Annotated in this window: 15 protein-coding genes; 8 read left to right on the top strand and 7 right to left on the bottom strand. The window is 69.5% G+C overall.

Translation table 11 applies throughout. From position 1 onward, the window contains the following. The first annotated feature begins 33 nt into the window (after nt 1-33). The 4 genes from P7L68_RS18495 (at nt 34) to P7L68_RS18480 (ending at nt 3,332) form a co-directional block, all read left to right on the top strand. Nucleotides 34-1,137 carry a C4-dicarboxylate TRAP transporter substrate-binding protein gene (locus tag P7L68_RS18495; RefSeq protein ID WP_372000574.1) on the top strand — a complete coding sequence of 368 codons (1,104 nt, stop codon included), beginning with the start codon at nt 34-36 and terminating at the stop codon, nt 1,135-1,137. Continuing rightward, a complete protein-coding gene (locus tag P7L68_RS18490; RefSeq protein ID WP_372000573.1) occupies nt 1,137-1,697 on the top strand; it encodes a TRAP transporter small permease subunit in 561 nt (186 codons plus the stop codon). Before P7L68_RS18495 ends, P7L68_RS18490 begins: the two co-directional genes overlap by 1 nt. After that, nucleotides 1,694-3,019 carry a TRAP transporter large permease gene (locus P7L68_RS18485; RefSeq protein WP_372000571.1) on the top strand — a complete coding sequence of 442 codons (1,326 nt, stop codon included), beginning with the start codon at nt 1,694-1,696 and terminating at the stop codon, nt 3,017-3,019. The genes P7L68_RS18490 and P7L68_RS18485 overlap by 4 nt, the downstream gene beginning before the upstream one ends. A gap of 100 nt (nt 3,020-3,119) precedes the next feature. Next, complete coding sequence (locus P7L68_RS18480; RefSeq protein WP_372000569.1) at nt 3,120-3,332, top strand: hypothetical protein; 213 nt, start codon at nt 3,120-3,122, stop codon at nt 3,330-3,332. A 25-nt stretch (nt 3,333-3,357) separates the two neighbouring features. Here P7L68_RS18480 and P7L68_RS18475 read toward each other — a convergent pair whose 3' ends face one another. Both P7L68_RS18475 and P7L68_RS18470 read right to left on the bottom strand, forming a co-directional pair. Further along, complete coding sequence (locus P7L68_RS18475; RefSeq protein ID WP_372000567.1) at nt 3,358-5,718, bottom strand: penicillin acylase family protein; 2,361 nt, start codon at nt 5,716-5,718, stop codon at nt 3,358-3,360. 189 nt (nt 5,719-5,907) lie between these two features. Continuing rightward, nucleotides 5,908-6,612 (bottom strand): glutathione binding-like protein, encoded by a 705-nt coding sequence (locus P7L68_RS18470; protein ID WP_372000565.1) that lies wholly within the window; start codon nt 6,610-6,612, stop codon nt 5,908-5,910. Between the two features lie 146 nt (nt 6,613-6,758). On the opposite strand from P7L68_RS18470, the gene P7L68_RS18465 reads away from it, so the two are divergent. Together P7L68_RS18465 and P7L68_RS18460 are read left to right on the top strand one after the other, a co-directional pair. Then, on the top strand, nt 6,759-8,540 hold the full coding sequence (locus P7L68_RS18465; protein WP_372000563.1) for an SLC13 family permease: 1,782 nt from the start codon (nt 6,759-6,761) through the stop codon (nt 8,538-8,540). A gap of 16 nt (nt 8,541-8,556) precedes the next feature. Next, a complete protein-coding gene (locus P7L68_RS18460; RefSeq protein WP_372000561.1) occupies nt 8,557-9,264 on the top strand; it encodes a glutathione S-transferase family protein in 708 nt (235 codons plus the stop codon). An 18-nt stretch (nt 9,265-9,282) separates the two neighbouring features. On the opposite strand, the gene P7L68_RS18455 is transcribed toward P7L68_RS18460, so the two are convergent. The 5 genes from P7L68_RS18455 to P7L68_RS18435 form a co-directional block, all read right to left on the bottom strand. Further along, nucleotides 9,283-10,236: a DnaJ C-terminal domain-containing protein gene (locus tag P7L68_RS18455; RefSeq protein WP_372000559.1), complete on the bottom strand. Its 954-nt coding sequence runs from the start codon at nt 10,234-10,236 to the stop codon at nt 9,283-9,285. A gap of 239 nt (nt 10,237-10,475) precedes the next feature. After that, nucleotides 10,476-11,177, bottom strand: a complete 702-nt coding sequence (locus tag P7L68_RS18450; RefSeq protein ID WP_372000557.1) for a methyltransferase — start codon at nt 11,175-11,177, stop codon at nt 10,476-10,478. Then, complete coding sequence (locus P7L68_RS18445) at nt 11,174-13,498, bottom strand: patatin-like protein (protein ID WP_372000555.1); 2,325 nt, start codon at nt 13,496-13,498, stop codon at nt 11,174-11,176. Before P7L68_RS18445 ends, P7L68_RS18450 begins: the two co-directional genes overlap by 4 nt. A gap of 364 nt (nt 13,499-13,862) precedes the next feature. Beyond that, complete coding sequence (locus P7L68_RS18440) at nt 13,863-15,119, bottom strand: multidrug effflux MFS transporter (RefSeq protein ID WP_372000553.1); 1,257 nt, start codon at nt 15,117-15,119, stop codon at nt 13,863-13,865. Then, nucleotides 15,106-15,546: an OsmC family protein gene (locus tag P7L68_RS18435; protein ID WP_372006878.1), complete on the bottom strand. Its 441-nt coding sequence runs from the start codon at nt 15,544-15,546 to the stop codon at nt 15,106-15,108. The genes P7L68_RS18440 and P7L68_RS18435 overlap by 14 nt, the downstream gene beginning before the upstream one ends. Before the next feature lie 211 nt (nt 15,547-15,757). Here P7L68_RS18435 and P7L68_RS18430 point away from each other — a divergent pair, with 211 nt between their 5' ends. Continuing rightward, a complete protein-coding gene (locus P7L68_RS18430) occupies nt 15,758-16,684 on the top strand; it encodes a PhzF family phenazine biosynthesis protein (RefSeq protein ID WP_372000551.1) in 927 nt (308 codons plus the stop codon). Nucleotides 16,685-16,899: 215 nt separating this feature from the next. After that, nucleotides 16,900-17,175, top strand: a complete 276-nt coding sequence (locus P7L68_RS18425; protein WP_345959178.1) for a hypothetical protein — start codon at nt 16,900-16,902, stop codon at nt 17,173-17,175. The last annotated feature ends 116 nt before the right edge of the window (nt 17,176-17,291 follow it).

The raw sequence follows: 17,291 nt of genomic DNA, 5'->3' as shown, positions 1-17,291 counted from the left end.
CAATGACGGGCTCCTCCTGGGAGGAAACGACAGATGACAACCACCGCTCCGGTCCGCGGCATCCGCCGCGGCGTGACGGCAGCCATGGCTGCCATGGGCCTTGCCGCCCTGCTGCTGCCGGCCGGCCCGGCCACCGCCGCCGAGACCATTCCGATCACCGTGACGGCGGGCCACCCGCCGGCTTTCCTCTGGGTCAAGACCCTGAGCGAGAACTTCATCCCCGGCGTCAACAAGCGCCTGAAGGATGGCGGCGACCAGTATCGCATCGAGTGGACCGAGGCCTATGGCGGCACCGTCGCCAAGATCGGCAGCGAGCTTGAGGCGATCGAGGAAGGCATCTCCGACATGGGCTTCGTCGGTACGCTGTTCGAGGCCGCCAAGATGCCCCTGCACAACGTCACCTATATGGTGCCGTTCACCACCGACAACCTGTTCCTGGTGACCCAGACCGTCACGGCCGTGTCGAAGCGCGTGCCCGAGATGGACCAGGAATGGAGCCGCTACGGTCAGATCCCGCTGGCCGGTGCCTCGCTCGACAGCTACCACCTGTTCACCAATTTCCCGGTCAAGTCGATCGACGACCTGAAGGGCCGCAAGATCGCCGCCCCCGGCCCGGCGGCCAACTGGTTGAAGGGCACCGGCGCGGTCGCCGTCGCCGGCAATCTGCAAACCTATTACAACGACATCAAGACGGGGGTGTACGAGGGCACGCTGACCTTCGCGACCGCTGCCGCCGCCGCCAAGCTGCACGAAGTGGCGCCCTATATCACCAGGGTCAATATCGGCGCCCAGTTCGCCGGTGCGATCAGCATCAATACCGATGTCTGGGCCGATCTGCCCCAGCCGGTGAAGGATGCCATGACCGCCGAGGCGGCGATCTATGCCGATACCTTCGCCAAGGCCCAGGTCGCGCGGGTGAACGCCTCGTTCAAGACCATGCAGGATGGTGGTGCCACCATCACCGAGCTGTCGCCGGCCGAGCGCAAGCGCTGGGCGGATGTGCTGCCCAATGTCTCGAAGGAATGGGCGGCAGAGCTTGAAGCCAAGGGCATGCCGGCCAAGGCCGTGGTCTCGGGCTATCTGGACGGGCTGCGCGCGGCTGGTGTCCAGCTGCCCCGCAACTGGGACCGCGAGTGATGGCAGGACCCGGCATGAGCGGGCCGGGGCGGGTGGAGACGCCCGCCCCGGCGCCGCGCACCGGGCCGCTCGGCCGGGTCGCGGCCCTTGCCAGCGCCGTCGGCACCGCCTGGATCCTGGTGATGATGGTGCTGGTCAATGCCGACGTCCTGGGCCGTGCGGCCTTTGCCGCTCCGCTCAGGGGCGTGCCCGAATTCGTCGGCCTTTCCATCGTCGGCATCGTCTTCCTGCAGGCGGGCCATGCGCTCGCCTCGGGGCGCTTCACCCGCTCCGATGCGCTGCTCGACCGGCTGGCGGCGGCCCGGCCGCGGGCGGCGGCGGCGCTGGATGTCGTCCATCATCTGGCGGGTGCCGCCTTTTTCGGCATCCTCGCCTGGGCGCTCTGGCCCCGGCTGCTCCGCGCGATCGAGGCCGGCGACTATGTCGGCGCCGCAGGTGACTTCACCCTGCCGGTCTGGCCGATCCGGGCGCTGATGATCGGAGGCTCCGTGCTGGTGATCGGCCTTTATCTGATCCTCGCGGCTGCGGCCGCACGCCGTGCCGCAGGGGGGCGGTCATGACCGGTCTTGAAATCGGCCTGCTGTCGATCCTGGCCCTGCTGCTGTTGATCTGGGCGGGCATGCATGTTTCGGTTGCCCTCGGCCTGGTGTCGCTGCTGGCGATCTGGGAAGTGCGCGGCCGCTGGTCGGTCGCCGCGGCCGCCATTGCCCAGGCCGCGCTGGATTCGATCGACAGCTATGTCTTCGGCGTGGTGCCGCTTTTCGTGCTGATGGGCTATCTGGTCGGCGTTTCGGATCTGGGCCGCGACGCCTTCCGCCTGGCCGATCGGGTGGTCGGGCGGCTGCGCGGCGGTATGGGGGTGGCGACCGTCGGCGCCAATGCCGCCTTTGCGGCGGTCACCGGCATCTCGATCGCATCCGCGGCCGTCTTCACCAAGGTGGCCGTGCCCGAGATGATGCGCCTCGGCTATCTGCCGCGTTTCGCGGTGGGCGTGGTCGCGGGCTCGTCGGTGCTGGGCATGCTGATCCCGCCCAGCCTGCTGCTGATCCTCTATGCCGTCGTCGCCGAACAGTCGGTGGGCGACATGTTCCTGGCCGGCATCGGCCCGGGGCTGCTGATGGCCCTGGTCTTCGGCGTCTATATCGTCCTGCTCGCCCGCTTCCGCCCCGACCGGGTGCAGCCACTGGCGGCAGCTCAGGCCGCCGCCGCCGCCGCACGGCGGGAGCGTCCGGGCAATGTCTTCGCCGAAGGTGCCCCCCTGGTGGGCCTGATCGCCCTGGTACTGGGCGGCATCTATGGCGGCCTGTTCACGCCCACCGAAGCCGGTGCGGTGGGGGCTGCCGGTGCGCTGCTGGTTGCGGTTGCCCGCAAGCGGCTGGATGCCCGCGGCTTCTGGAAGGTGCTGGTGGAGACCGGCCATGTCACGGCCTCGATCTCGCTGCTGATCATCGCGGCTTCGCTCTACAGCCGCATGCTGGCGCTGACCGGCGTGCCCGAAGCGATGGGCGCGCTCTTCGCCGATGCCGGCCTCGGCCCGGTGGGCTTCCTGGTGGTCTATGTCGCCATCGCCGTTCTGCTCGGCACCATCCTCGATTCCAGCTCGATCCTGCTGATCCTGGTGCCGCTGGCCCTGCCGGTGGTCGACGGGTTCGGCATGGATCTCATCTGGTTCGGCGTGGTGACGGTGATTGCGGTCGAAATCGGGCTGCTGACCCCACCTCTCGGCCTCTCGGTCTTCGTGATCCGCTCGACGCTCGATGACCCGCGCATCACGCTGGGCGACGTCTTCGCCGGCGCCTTGCCCTTCGCCATGTTGATGCTGCTGGTGATCCTGCTGATCAGCCTGATGCCGGCGATCGCGATCGCGCCGGTCGGGTGGTGAAGGCAGGTTCGATCATGGCTGCGGGCAGGCGGCTTCGGCAGCCTGCCCGTATTGCGTTCAGCGAGACGGAGGGGCATCCTTCGGCAGGAAGGAGGCGACCATGAACGCCCACGACCATAAGGACTTCTTGATGCGCGCGAGTCCGCTCGTGACCCAGGATTCGGCCCTGGACCGGGGGATGATCGGCATGACGCCGGATTCTCTTGCCGACTTTTTGGCCGCGCTGTCCCGTCCGGCCGAGCCGGTTGCCGACATGGCCGAATTGCTCAGGCGGCCAGCGCCGTGGGAGCCTGGCTACCTGGCGAAACGCTGATCGCGGCCAGACTGGTTATTACCGATCAACTCTGATCGGGGGTGAGGTCCAGCCGCCGCGGGAAGCGTTCGGCCACGGCGGGCGGGGTCAGCGGCAGTTTCAGATAGTCGCCCCCGCGCCAGAGCGGCACCTGATCGGCGAAGGTGCTGGAGCCGAGCCAGCCGTCCTGGCCGCCCAGCAGCACGAACCAGTTGGCATCGGGATCGCCCATATCCGAGACATGGCGCGACTGGGCGCCATAGCGGGCGGCATGCAGTTCTTCCACCAGATCATGGGCGGTCTTCATCGGTGTCTCGCGCGATCCGCCGACCGGCCAGTCGCCATAGGTGAAGAAGCCGCCGATCACCGGCGCCTGGCCCAGCAGATGCGACAGGCGCAGCCGGTGCATATCGCCCCAGGCGGGATAGTCGTCGAGGGCCGCATCGGCGGCGGCGAGGCTGTCTTCCAGGATCCGGCGGCGTTCGGCTTCGGGCAGGCGGGCGAGGTCGGCCGCCAGATAGCGGTTGAGCTGGGTCCAGCTGGAGGCGAAGGCAAAGCGGCCGTCGGTCGCTTCGCCCCCGCCATAGACCCCCGCCGCCACGCGTGAGAGCAGCACTTCGAAGGCGACCGGTGCCGCGGCATCGGCGGCATAGGCGCCGTCCCAGCCGGTGATCAGCTCCAGGCTGCGGTGACTGCCGGCGACACCGGCATCACGCGCGGCCGCGGCCAGCATCGCCGCCAGTCCTTCGGCAAAATCCGAGGTCACGTCCTGCTGCAGCTGCTTCAGGTCGTCGACGGACACCGGCGCAGTGTCGCGCACCACATTCTGCAGGCGTCGCACCCGTTCATCGGCCGAGAAGAACAGCCCGATCGGGACCAGCCGGTCGGTATCGGTCGGCCGGTTGTTGGCGCTGGCCAGAAAACCGGCCGCGGGGTTACGGGCCGCCGGCAGGTTGCCGGCATCGACGAACCGCGCCCAGTCGCGGCCGGGGTCGCCGGCACGGGCGACCAGATCCTGGGGAACGCCGTCGGGCCGGACCGGCAGCCGGGCAGCCAGGACCTGGCCGACATGGCCCTCGGTATCTGCCCACAACATGTTCTGCGCCGAGACCGCATAGCGGCCGGCGAAGGCGGCGCGGAACTCGTCGCCGTCGCGGGCACGCATGGCGCCGAGCAGGGCGCCGATTTCGTCCGAGACGTCGTGGCCCAGCCAGCGCAGCGCGATCGCCTCTCCCGGGCGGGACGGGATCAACTCGCTGTCGGACACGACCGGTCCATAGGGCGAGACGCGGACGGTCACGGTCCTGTCGAACCAGAAGCGGGTGCGGATGGTGTGGGTTTCGGTGCGGAAGGCATCCGCGGGCAGGGCGGAGACATCGTACAGCTCGCTCGACAGCGCCCGCATATTGGTGCCGCCCCAGGCGAGATACGGGCTGCGGCCGACGGCGACGAAGGGCAGCCCCGGCGGCATCATGCCAACCGCCTGATAAGACGGCGAGCGCATGCCGGCCAGCAGCCAGAAGTTCGGCAGGCTCATGCCCAGATGCGGGTCGTTGGCGATGATCGCCGACCCCGTTTCGGTCATCCGGCCCGAGACGGCGACCGAGTTGGAGCCGGTGCGGGAGAGGCCGGCCAGTTCGGTCAGCAGGCGTTCGAGCCGGGCATGGGTCTCGTTGGTGGGGAAGCTGACGACACTGCCATGGCCGGCATCCGTGGCCCGCGCCCAGGTTTCGCGCCAGCGCGGATCCTGCGGCCCGTTGCGGGCACGTTCACGCAGCAGCCCGGCCCAGGCCAGCCAGTTGACGTCGGTGCCGGCCAGCCGGCCGATGGTCAGGACGTCTTCCACCGTCCACGGCTCGGCGCGGATGCCGAGCAGGCCGAATTCGGGCGGCCAGGGCCCGCCGGCCTTCGCCAGCCGGTCCTGATAGTCGTTCAGCCCCTTCACAAAGGCTTCGACCCAGATGCGGGTCTCCGGCGCAAGCGCGCGGGCGGTTTCTGCAGAGCCGCGGCCGAAGCCCAGAATGCGCAGCGCATGATCGATGTCGTTGGCGACGGGCCCGCCCATTTCCGACAGCCGGCCCTGTGACACCCGCTTCATCAGGCTGATCTGCGCCAGGCGCAGATGGGCATGGACCAGACCCAGCGTATAGGCGAGGTCGCGATCGGTTTCCGCCTCGATGAACGGCACCTGTTCATCCGACCAGCGCAGCGTGACCGGCCGTTCAAGGTCGAGCCCGCTGGTCGGAAAGGCGGCGATGCGCTCATCGACCGTCACGGGCTTCGGGTCCAGCGCCGCGCAGCCCGGCAGGATCAGGGCCGCGATGGCCGCGAAGGTGCGGGCTCCCCGGCCGGCAGGCCGGCGGAAGGGGCGCCGGCGGCGGGCGGGGGCGGTCGATCGATCGGTCATACGCGGGCTCCGGCCTGGTCGGACAGCGATGGGATACGAGACGGGATGCGGCAGAATGAATCCGGTCCATCCTGCACCAGGAGATGGGGCAGGATGGTGACGATCGGCACACTGCGAACATCCCGATCAACTTACGCCGGCTGAGAGAGCCCGGATCAGCGCAGCCTGTCGGTTGGTGCGCCCGATGCGTCAGCGCTTCTGGTACTGGGCGGCGCCGAACAGGGTCTGGAAGGCCTTGGGGTCGGTGGCGCTGCCGCTGCGCAGCTCCTTGCCCACGTCCAGACCCGTGGAGACGGCGGGCCGTGCCTTCATGGTCTCGTACCAGCGCTTCAGATGCGGGCGCTCGTCGAAAGACTGACCCTGACGTTCATGCGGCACGATCCAGGGGAAGATCGCGATGTCGGCGATGGAATAGCCGTCGCCTGCAACCCATTCGGTTTCCGAGAGCCGCTTGTCCAGCACGTTGTAGAGCCGGCCCGCCTCGTTGGTATAGCGGTCGATGGCGTAAGGGATCTTCTCGGGCGCGTACTGGCGGAAATGATGCGCCTGGCCCAGCATCGGACCGACGCCGCCCATCTGGAACATCAGCCATTCCAGCACGGCGTAGCGGCCGCGGGGGTCGGCCGGCATCAACCGGCCGGTCTTCTCGGCCAGATAGATCAGGATCGCACCGGATTCGAAGATGGCGATCGGCCGGCCTTCCGGACCCTCGGGATCGATGATCGCCGGCATCTTGTTGTTCGGGCTGATCTTCAGGAAGTCGGACTGGAACTGGTCGCCCTCGCCGATGTTGACCGGCCTGATGGTGTAGGGCAGGCCCAGTTCCTCAAGCGCGATGGAAATCTTCCACCCGTTGGGGGTCGGCCAGTAGAAAAGGTCGATCGGGCTGGTCATGCAATCCTCGCGACAACAGGACAGGGATACGGGGGAGACAACTCTGCCAAGCCTGCGACATGCAGCTGGCCGGCACAACAGCGTTGACCGATGACGGCGCATCAGCAACCCTCGGTCTCAAGCATGGCCGCCCGGAAAGATACCTGATGACCCTGGACCAGATCCTGATCAGTGCGCTGCTCGTCATCGCGCTGGTCCTGTTCGTGCTCGGGCGGCCGCGCTACGACCTCGTAGCCCTGGGCACGCTGATCGCCGGCGTGGTGCTGGGGCTGGTCCCGGCGAAGGATGCTTTTTCGGGCTTCGGACATGATGCGGTGATCACCGTCGCGGCGGTGCTCGCGATCAGCAGGGCGCTGGCCCTGACCGGTGCGCTGGAGCCGCTCACCAGCCTGGTGCGCAAGGCCTCGGCCAATACCGTCACCCATATCCTGGTGCTCTGCGGCATCGGTGCGGTGATCTCGGCCTTCATGAACAATGTCGGCGCGCTTGCCCTGCTGATGCCGATCGCGATCCAGAGCACGATCAAGGCCGGAAGATCACCGGCGGGTGTGCTGATGCCGCTCGCCTTTTCCACGGTTCTGGGCGGCATGGTCACCCTGATCGGCACGCCGCCCAACGTCATCGTCTCGGGTTTCCGCGCCCAGGCGGTGGGGGAGCCCTATCACCTGCTCGATTTCGCCTGGGTCGGCCTGCCGGCGGCGCTGGCGGGGCTGGTCTACATGGCGCTGCTCGGCTGGCGGCTGATCCCGGGCGACCGGTTGGGCAAGGGCGCCGTCGCCGATCTGATGGATGTCGGCGCCTACATGACCGAGTTGACCGTGAAGCCCGGCTCCAGCCTGATCGACCGGACGGTGGGCGAGGCCGAGGCGTCCTGGACCGACAGTGATCTGACGGTGGTGGGGCTGATCCGCGACGACCGGCGGATCTTCGGCGCCATGGCCCGGCAGAAGATCGCCGAGGGCGATGTGCTGCTGGTCCGCGGCGAAAGCGAGGCGATCACCCGGCGCGCCCGAGCGGCGGGGCTGGACTTCGCCGCTTCGGAACGCCCCTCGGCGGAGCATCTCCAGTCCCAGGACGTCGTGATGGCCGAGGTGGTGGTGGGCGTGGGCTCGCCGCTGATCGGCCGCCATGCGGGCGAGCTTGGCCTGCGCGAGACCTATGGCATCAACCTGCTGGCGCTGTCGCGGGAAGGGGCCGCTATCCGTTCGCGCCTGGGCCGGGTGCGGATGCAGATCGGCGATGTGCTGCTGCTCCAGGGCGATGCGCGCCGGCTTCAGGCGGTGATGGCCGATCTGCGCTGTCTGCCGCTGGTGGAGCGCGACATCATCAAGCACGATCAGCGCCGGGGACGGATCGCACTCGGCCTGTTCGGTGCCGGCATCGCCCTTGCGGCATCCGGCCTGCTGCCGGCGGCGGTCGCCTTTGCGATCGTGGTGCTGGGGCTGGTCGTCAGCAACGCCCTGCCGGTGCGCGAACTCTATACCGGCATCGAATGGCCGGTGATCGTCCTGCTGGGGGCGATGATCCCGATCGGGGCGGCACTGGAGACGACGGGTGTCACCGGGCTGATCGCCGACGGCATCGTCGGCCTTGGCGGCGACGTGCCGGTCTGGGTGCTGCTCGCTGCCCTGCTGGTCGTGACCATGACGCTGTCCGACATCCTGAACAATGCCGCAACCGCGGTGATCATGGCGCCGATCTCGATCGCGGTCGCCCAGGGTATCGATGTCTCGCCCGACCCCTTCCTGATGGCGGTGGCAATCGGCGCCTCTTCCTCCTTCCTGACCCCGATCGGGCATCAGAACAACGCCCTGGTCATGGGGCCGGGCGGCTATCATTTCGGCGATTACTGGCGGGTCGGCCTGCCGCTGGAGATCGTGGTCGCGGTGGTTTCGGTGCCGCTGCTGCTCCTGTTCTGGCCGCTCTGAGGACCGCTTTTCCGTCATGACCCGCAAGCCTGCCGACGCCGCCCGTGCCAATCCTGCACGAGCGATCGCCTTTCATCCGGGCGACACGCCCGATGGTGGGGCGGTCTCGCTCGCGCTTGCCGAACTGCGCCGGCCGGTGGTCGATCTGGCGCCGGCCGATCCGGTGATCGACCCGTCGGTCGCGGCCTTCATGGGCGACTGCCCCATGGCCTTCCGGCCGCCGGTGGTGGCGATCGCAGGCGGCGCGCCGATCACCGGTGCGGCGGCGATCCTGGCGGCGCTGGCCGCGGCCGAACCTTCGAAACTGCTGCCGCGGCGTCCGGCGGAGCGGGCGGTGGCCGAAGACTGGTCGGCCTGGATCGAGACCGATCTGGTGCCGCCGATGATGGCCTTGATCGCGCTCCGCCGCCTGGCGCCCCGCCATCTGCCGGACGCGATCGAGCAGGCCCGCCTGGTGCTGAAGGCGCGGGTGGCGCGGGTCGAGGCGGCGCTCGAAGACGGGCCGACCCTGGCCGGGCGCTGGTCCGTCGCGGATATGCGGCTGATGGCCTGGCTGCACCGCGCCGATTGGGTCGGGCTGGGGCTGGGGTCACGGCCGGCCCTCTCGGCCTTTGCCGACCGCGCCTATGCGAAGCCGCGGATCGTTCTGGCGCTGGCTGCAACGAAACGGCCCCCCGTCATCCTGGATCACGTCATCCTGGATCACGAGGGGCCGGAAGGATAGGCGGCGCGGCCGAGAGGCTCAGCCTTTCAGGTTGCGCCGCGGGTCGGGCTGGGGATGGGCCTCGGCCCAGGCCTTGATCGCGGCCTGAAGTGCCGGATCGGGATGGTCGGGCAGCACGATCTTCAGGTGCACGTAAAGGTCGCCGGTGCCGCCGCGGGCCGGCACACCCTTGCCCTTCAGCCGGAGCTTGCGGCCGCTGCTGCTGCCCGAGGGCACGGTGATCCGGGCATGGCCGTCGAGGGTCGGCACCTCGACCTTCGCGCCCAGGACCGCCTCGGCCAGCGTCACCGGCAGGTCCAGGTGGATGTCGTCGCCCTCGCGCCGGAAGGTCGGGTGGGGGGCTACCTCCAGGCGGACGATCAGGTCGCCGCCGCCCTGGCCCTTGCCGCGCAGGCGCAGCTTCGTGCCGTCGGTGGCGCCGGCTGGGATCTTCAGATCCAGCTCGCCGGCCCCGCTCAGCGAAATCCGCCGGGTGGCGCCCAGCGCCGCTTCGGTGAAGCTGACGGTGATCCGTGCTTCGGTATCGGGGACGCCACCTCCCATGCCGGCCCCCCCCATATCCGAGAACCCGCCGGCACGCGGCCCGCGCCCGCCCAGGATTTCTTCGAACAGGTCGGCAAAGCCGCCGCCGAAGCCGCCATTGCGGCCGTCGAAATGGGTCTCGAAGCCGCTGAAGCCGGCATTGCGGCCGCCCCCGAAGCCGCCGGCACCGAAACCGCCGGGGCCGAAACCCGCCGCGGCGCGTTCGCGGCCTTCCTCGTCGATCTCGCCGGCGTCATAACGCCTGCGCTGCGCCGGGTCGCCCAGGATGTGCCAGGCGGCGCTGATCTGCTTGAACTTCTCTTCGGCCGCCTTGTCACCCGGGCGGCTGTCCGGGTGATATTTCTTGGCCAGTTTGCGATAGGCGGATTTGATCTCGGCATCACTCGCGGTCGACGCGACGCCCAGACGGTCGTACAGGATCCGGCTCACCGCTCGATGCTCCTCATGCTCTCTCGTGTCAAAGCCATGCGTGCGTGCCGGCGGGCCGCATCCCCTGCCGGGTGCCCCTGGCGGGGCCTCCCGGTGAACGGGCGATGCCGCGCCGCCGGCCGCCGGACGGATCTGTCCGCACGGTATGGGGCGCGTCGCCTGCCGGCGCGAGCTGTCGCCTGATATTTAGGCATTCGGATGCGGCTGCGCAATCTGGTGCCGCGGGAATGTTTGCGGCTTCACGAAGCGGCAGGGGCGGGCAGCACCCGCCAGACCGTGGTCCTGCGCTGGGGCTTGTCCTCGATTTCGATCACCGTCGGGACATCGATCACCACCAGCGCTTCCACCCCGTCGCGCGGGGCGTAGGCGCGGGCCGGGTCGCCCAGCAGCACCAGAACGCCATCGCCGGCCAGCGCCCGCAACCAGGCGAAGACCCGCTCCGCCATCGGCTTCTCGTAGCAGACATCGCCCGCCATCACGACGTCGGGCGCGCCCGGCGGCGGCCGCTGCCCCACCAGATCTTCGGTCAGTGTGGTGATGTCGACACCGTTCACGCGCGCGTTCAGCCGCGCCGCCGCGGTGGCGAACGGGTCGATATCCACCGCTTCGACCGATGTGGCACCGGCAAGGGCTGCGGCGATCGCGGCAACGCCGCCGCCGGTCGCGAAATCCATCACCCGCCGGCCGCGGACCAGATCGGGGCGGTCCAGCACCAGCCGTGCAACCGCCTGACCGCCGGCCCAGGCGAAGGCCCAGAAGGGCGGCGGCAGGCCGGCCTCGGCAAGCCTGGTCTCGGTCGCTTCCCAAAGCGGCGTCACCTCGCTTGCCAGATGCAGGCGGATTTCGGGCAGCAGCGGCGGGGCGGCCGGCAGGGTGGCGCCGGCCACGAAGGCTTCGGCATCGGCGGCGGACAGGCCTGATCGGTGGCGGTCTTCGGTCATGAACGGGTGTCCTCGATCTGATCGATGCGGATACGCAGGTCGCGGATCAGATCGACCGCCTGCGGCAGATGGGGGGCTTCCATCTCCAGAATGGCACGAAACAGCCGGCATTTCGCCCGTACCGGATCGGGGGGTGTTGCGACACCGGCTTTGGCTGCCGCATCGACCAGCAGGTCGACCATGCGTTCGGCCCCATGCAGGCGGCCCCACAGATAGTCGTTCTCGCGCCAGGCGCGGCTGAAGAAGGCACCGAAATGCTGCATGCCGATGCCCTTCAGCGTGGCCACGGCCCCGCCCGGTGCCAGCAGCCGGGCGTCGTCGGGGCTGATCCGCATCACGCCTACGGTCTGCGACGGATCCTGTTCGGCGCCGTCCAGCAGCGGCAGCAGCAGCACGTCCAGCCAGGCGAAGCCGACATGGGCGGCGATCAGCCGGCGGCGGTGGATCAGGCCGAACCCCTTGCCGGCATCCAGCGCCGCCAGCCTTGCGTCCAGGGCCCGGGTCGCATCGATCAGTGCCAGCATTTCGGCCACCGCGGTGGCGGTCGCATCGGGCGAGAGGTCGACAAGCCCCGGCACCGCATCGCCACCGCCGCCGGCGCTGCGCTCGATCCGGGCGAGCAGGGCGTAGAGATCGGCCTTCAGGGCGGCGAGCGCATCCGGCGGCGGCGGATTGCTGCCGTCGGCGATCATGTTCACCACCCTCAGCAGGAAGCGCAGCCGCCGTCCTGCGAAGGCCGCGTCGAAGCGGCGCAGGAAGGTGACGGGCCCGTCGCGTTCGGCCAGGGCGCGAACCGCCGGGATCAGTTCGGCCCGCGCCGCGCCGGCAAGCGGTGCGGCCTCGTCGCCCGCCATCCCCGACATGCGGGCGATCAGCAGGGCCAATGCCTCGATCTCGCGCCCCGTCTTCAGGCGCAGATAGGCGTCGTAAGTGAAACCGGCATCGGCACGGGCGGCTTCGTGCCCGGCCTCGCGGGCGATCGCGACCGCCGCGGCGTCCGATCCGGCATCCAGCGCCGGCCCGGCGACGTCATGGACCCGGGCCTCGATCCGCCGCCAGGTCCGGCTCAGCGCATCCTGGATCTCGATGGCGCGGCGGTTGCCTTCGGCGATGTGCTCCAGCTCGTCGCGGATCGGCTCGTGGCGGGGAATGTCGGTCATCGCCGCCTTCATCGCCCCAAGGAAGCCCGGTGCGCGCAGATGGCCGTTTTCCGGCGCCGGATGGTCGCGCGGATGCGGGTCGACATAGATCAGCCGCCGGTCCACCGGCCGGGTGGCGGGGTGGAGCGGGATCCGCTCGATCGCCGCGCCGAAGGGTTTGTTGTCGAGCACGGCGCCGTCGATCAGCCAGATCTTCTCAGGGTCCACGCCGCCCCGTGCCTGGGCCGCGAAGCAGCCGGCGACGAAGCGCTGCCGATCGGGCCAGCCGAGGCCGCGGGCGGCCAGCGCCTCGTCGATCTCGGCCAGATGGGCCGGCGGAAAGGCGCCGGGAAAGGACGAGGTCGCGCGCATGGCGAAGGCAAGCGCCGGCAGGCTGCCCGGGCCGAAATCGTCGCGCCGGATGCCGGTACCGTCGTGGAGATAGGCGAAGGCCAGCCGGTGGCGATGGTCGCGCTCGGTGACCCAGGCCGGGTCGCCGACGGTTACCCGGCGGGGATGGCCGTGGAAATCGGTCGCGGTGACGATAAGGTCGAGCGGCACGCCCCGCGGCATCAGCGACGGCGCGACACCCGCCGCGACCAGATGCGGATCGGCCGGGGTCTGGGCGGTCAGGGCATCGAAAAACCGACCGGCAAGGCCCGGCCCGTCGAAGGGGGGCTCAAACCAGCGGGCGCGCAGGAAGCGCGAGAGCTTTTCGGCGAAATCTGCTTCTGCGGCGGCCGAGGGGCCGAGCGCCAGGCGGCGTGCGATCGGCAGCAGCGGCCGCAACACCAGCTTTGAGAACGGCCCGGCGCGGTTGCGTTCGGCCGTCAGCGCATCGACATCGGCCCCTTCCAGCCAGAGCGCGCGCAGGGGCTCCAGCGTCAGGTCATGGGCCAGCGTGCGGGCCAGGGTGACGGCGTTGACGCCGCCGGCCGAGGCGCCCGAGAGGATGTCGATCACCACCCGGATCGGCCGGTCGCGGCCGATGTCCGTCAGCAGGCCGGCATAGACCTGTTCGACCGGGTCGAGGCGGCCTTGCGGCCGGCCCTGGCGGGCGGCGCCGATGCGTTCCGACGCCCTGACCAGCCCGGCCAGTTCGCGCGTCACCCCATGAATATAGACGGCAAGCGAGATGCCGCCGAAGCAGACCACCGCCAGCCTGAGTTCGATCTCGCGCATATCCCCCGGTCCTTCCGGCGCCGTTCTGTCGCGGCCTTGCCTGCAGGCCCGCATCGTCGCGCAGTGCGGAAGGGCCGGCAAGTCCGGCGGTGATCGGGCGCCGACCCGATGACAGGAATTTTTCAGGAATGTCCCGGGTTCTTGATACAGGTCAAAGCCGCGACCCGCGCAGGGCGGCATCTTGTCTCTCGTGACCCACGTCTCCGGTCGCCGCCGGTCTACCGGACCACCGGCGCGGCCGACACTTCGGGGACCGCACCTTCTGGCTCGGTGCGGTCCCTTTTTTTATCCGGACAGGTGTTATCCGGACAGGTGTTATCCGGGCAGGTGTTATCCGGACGGAATTTTGCTCCGGAGCAGGACGTCAGCCGGCCGGGCGCCGTTCCGCCCCCCAGGCGACAAGGGTGCAGAGAAGCGTGCCCAGGCCGCAGCCGACCAGCACGAAGACCAGCGGCCAGGCATCGGCGCCGCGGGTCCAGCCGATCACCTGCGAGGCGACGGCGCCGCCGCCCATCTGCAGGAAGCCGGCAAGCCCCGCCGCCGCACCGACATTGCCCGTGCCGCCTGCCACCAGTGCACGGGCGGTGGCATTGGGCAGGATGATGCCGTTGGCGAGCGCAATACCGGTCATCGGCAGGAAGATGGTCATCGGCGCCATCGGCAGCAGACCGGCCGCCAGGATCAGCGAGCCATAGCCCAGCACCGCGGCGACGGCGCCCGCCGTCAGCATACGCATCGGCCCGACGCGCGAGGCGAGGCGCGCGGTGATGATGTTGCCGATCATGTAGCCGCCCGAGGCCACGATGTACCAGAGCCCGAACTCCGCCGGGGTGCGGCCCATCAGCTCGATGATCACGTAAGGTGCGCCGGCGACGAAGGCGAAGAAGGCGGCGGTTCCGAAACCGGCGGCGCCGGCATGGCCCATGAAGCCGCGATCGGCCAGCAGGCCGCGATAGGCACGCAGCATGGGGGCCAGGCCGGGCATCGGCCGGCGGTCGTGATGGGTTTCTGGCAGACGCAGGGCCACCGAGACGAAGATCGCCGCCGCGATGGCGGTGATGGCCCAGAACCCGGCCCGCCAGCCCAGCCATTGATCGGCATAGCCGCCGACCGCCGGGGTCAGCATCGGTGCCAGCATCATGGCGAGCGTGACCGTCGCGATCCGCGAGGCGGCCTCGGACGGATCATGGCGGTCGCGGATCATCGCCCGGCCCAGCACCAGCCCGGAACAGCCGCCGATCGCCTGCAGAACCCGGCCACTGACCAGCTGCACGGCATCCTCGGCGAAACCGGCGACGACGCTGCCCAGCGCCAGGCACAGCATGCCGAAGATCAGCGGCGGCTTCCGGCCGAAGCGGTCGGAGACCGGGCCGTAGATCAGCTGCGCGCCGGCCAGCGCCACCAGATAGAGGGTGAGGGTCAGCTGGATGGCGGCATCGCTGAGGCCGAGCCCGCGCTGCGCCGCCGGCATCGACGGCACGAACAGGTTGAGTGCTACCGGCCCGATGGCCGTGATGACGACCAGGATCCAGAGCGGCGCATCGCCGCCGGGCCGGCCGTCGGTCGCACCGCCGCGGACGGCTGCTGCGCGCAGTTCCGGCGGTGTGTCAGACCTCGGCATCGCGTGCCGCCGCCGCCGGCCGTATCTCGAAGACATGGTCGATTTCGGCGGTCTTGCCCAGCATGATCGAGGCCGAGCAGTATTTCTCGGCCGACAGCTTGATCGCCCGGTCGACCTTGGCCGGATCCAGCCCGTCGCCATAGACGACGTAGCGCACGGTGATCTTCGTGTAGACCTTGGGCTCGGTTTCGGCGCGTTCGCCCTCGATCTCCAGCCGGCAGCCCTGGATCGGCTGGCGACCCTTCTTCAGGATCTGGACGACATCGAAGGCGCTGCAGCCGCCCATGCCGAGCAGCAGCATCTCCATCGGTCGGATCCCGTGATCGCGGCCGCCGTGCTGGGCGGCCCCGTCCATCACCACCGTATGTCCCGAGCCGCTTTCGCCCACGAACATCATGCCGTCCAGCCAGGACACCCGCGCGGTCATCGTCGTCATCGTCATCCGTCCATTCACACCAGGTCCGTATGGCGGACCATTCATTCCGTTGCCCGCATGTCGCGGCGGCCGTCGAGTAAACCACGCCCCCGGCGGCGCGGCCAGCCCGGATGCCCGCAGGTCGGGCTGGCGCGGATTGCAGGGCCGGTGCAAGATCCGCGCATCGTTCTCTTCTGGTCCTCAACCATGCGGGGAGGAATCCATGTCCGTCGCTGATGCCCGGGGGCGTGCCTTTCTGACGGCCGACGTTTTCACCGACCAGGCCTTCGGTGGCAATCCGCTGGCGGTGCTGCCCGATGCGGCCGGGCTGGACGAGGCCGCGATGCAGCGCATCGCGCGCGAATTCAACCTGTCCGAGACGACCTTCGTCCTGCCACCGACGCGGCCGGATTGTGATCTGCGATTCCGCATCTTCACGCCTGAGATCGAGCTGCCTTTCGCCGGCCATCCCACGATCGGCGGCGTACTGGCCCTGGTGCATCTGGGGCGGATCGGCCTGCCCGGCGACGGCAGCCCGGTGCGGGTGGTGATCGAGGAAATGGCCGGCCCGGTGCCGGTCGATATCCTGGCCGATGCTGCGGGCGGGCTGCCGCGGGCGGTGATGGGTGCTCCACGCCGGCCCGCCGCAGTGGCCGATGCCCCGGGCCGGGCCGACCTCGCCGCACTTCTGTCCCTGCCGGACGAGGCGATCGCCGACGGGGCGCTGGTCGCCTCGGCCGGGATGCCTTTCCTGTTCGTGCCGCTGACGCGTGATGCGGATCTGGATCGCTGCCGTCCGGATCCATCGGCGTTGGCGCGTGTTCTGCCCGAGGGGGCACCCTCGCGTCTGGTCTATCCGATGGTGGTGGATCGGGCGGCGCGGCGGGTAAGGTCGCGGATGTTCGGGGCCGCCGCCGGTATCGGCGAGGATCCGGCCACCGGATCGGCGGCCATGGCGCTTGCGGCCTGGCTGGCCGGCATCGAAACGGGGCGGGGGACCGTTGCCTGGACCATCTTTCAGGGAGAGGCGATGGGCCGTCCCAGCCGGCTGGATCTTGAGATCGACCTGGATCACACCGGGATTTCCGCGGTGCGCCTGGCGGGTCGGGCCGTGATGATGACCACCGGCAGACTTATCAGCGGCATATGAGGGTGTGGTCTCAGACGCCCTGCGTCCACAGTATAAACGGACATTTGCTACAGATGCCGCAGTCCTGTTGCATCCGGGCAACAGAGCCCGGGTGTGATGCGATGCCGTGCGGTCCGCCCTCCGCAGACCGGTGAAACGTGACAGGTGTTGTGCTACGGTCGCCTCGGTACGCATGTGGGTGCGCCACATGCTGCCCAGACAACTGGAGATGTGCCATGACCATGAACCGTATCAAGCGCGTTGCGCTGCCCCTCTTCGGCGCCACCGCCCTGATCGCGGTCGCCGGCTGCGCGAACCTCTCGGACGAGGATCGTATGCTCCTCAACGAGGCGAAGGCTGCCGCCACCTCGGCGAAGCAGAGCGCCGATGCCTCGCGCGCTTCGGCCGCCGAGAGCGCCCGCAGCGCCCAGGCCTCTGCCGCTTCGGCCGATCGCGCCGAGCGGGCCGCCGAGCGCGCCGAGCGCGCCTTCAGCGCCGGCCAGCGCAAGTGATCGCTCGCGCCGGGTAACCGGCGCGACGGAAGCCCCCGGTCAGACCTGGTTCTGCCGGGGGTTTCGCTTGGATCCGGTTTCCGCTGCGGCGGAGGACGTCCACCGGATCCGGGTAT

Origin of the sequence: Tistrella mobilis, assembly GCF_041468085.1 — a bacterium.
In the GTDB taxonomy this organism is placed as follows: domain Bacteria; phylum Pseudomonadota; class Alphaproteobacteria; order Tistrellales; family Tistrellaceae; genus Tistrella; species Tistrella mobilis_A.
Note: the sequence above shows the minus strand (reverse complement) of the source record. Positions and strands in the feature narration are given on the sequence as shown.

What these genes read in the sequence shown, in the direction of transcription:
- P7L68_RS18460 (WP_372000561.1), top strand. Translation starts at nt 8,557, where the DNA reads ATGACCCGCAAGCCTGCCGACGCCGCCCGTGCCAATCCTGCACGAGCG.
- P7L68_RS18465 (WP_372000563.1), top strand. Translation starts at nt 6,759, where the DNA reads ATGACCCTGGACCAGATCCTGATCAGTGCGCTGCTCGTCATCGCGCTG.
- P7L68_RS18490 (WP_372000573.1), top strand. Translation starts at nt 1,137, where the DNA reads ATGGCAGGACCCGGCATGAGCGGGCCGGGGCGGGTGGAGACGCCCGCC.
- P7L68_RS18475 (WP_372000567.1), bottom strand. Translation starts at nt 5,718, where the DNA reads ATGACCGATCGATCGACCGCCCCCGCCCGCCGCCGGCGCCCCTTCCGC.
- P7L68_RS18445 (WP_372000555.1), bottom strand. Translation starts at nt 13,498, where the DNA reads ATGCGCGAGATCGAACTCAGGCTGGCGGTGGTCTGCTTCGGCGGCATC.
- P7L68_RS18450 (WP_372000557.1), bottom strand. Translation starts at nt 11,177, where the DNA reads ATGACCGAAGACCGCCACCGATCAGGCCTGTCCGCCGCCGATGCCGAA.
- P7L68_RS18470 (WP_372000565.1), bottom strand. Translation starts at nt 6,612, where the DNA reads ATGACCAGCCCGATCGACCTTTTCTACTGGCCGACCCCCAACGGGTGG.
- P7L68_RS18495 (WP_372000574.1), top strand. Translation starts at nt 34, where the DNA reads ATGACAACCACCGCTCCGGTCCGCGGCATCCGCCGCGGCGTGACGGCA.
- P7L68_RS18485 (WP_372000571.1), top strand. Translation starts at nt 1,694, where the DNA reads ATGACCGGTCTTGAAATCGGCCTGCTGTCGATCCTGGCCCTGCTGCTG.
- P7L68_RS18425 (WP_345959178.1), top strand. Translation starts at nt 16,900, where the DNA reads ATGACCATGAACCGTATCAAGCGCGTTGCGCTGCCCCTCTTCGGCGCC.
- P7L68_RS18480 (WP_372000569.1), top strand. Translation starts at nt 3,120, where the DNA reads ATGAACGCCCACGACCATAAGGACTTCTTGATGCGCGCGAGTCCGCTC.
- P7L68_RS18435 (WP_372006878.1), bottom strand. Translation starts at nt 15,546, where the DNA reads ATGACCGCGCGGGTGTCCTGGCTGGACGGCATGATGTTCGTGGGCGAA.
- P7L68_RS18440 (WP_372000553.1), bottom strand. Translation starts at nt 15,119, where the DNA reads ATGCCGAGGTCTGACACACCGCCGGAACTGCGCGCAGCAGCCGTCCGC.
- P7L68_RS18430 (WP_372000551.1), top strand. Translation starts at nt 15,758, where the DNA reads ATGTCCGTCGCTGATGCCCGGGGGCGTGCCTTTCTGACGGCCGACGTT.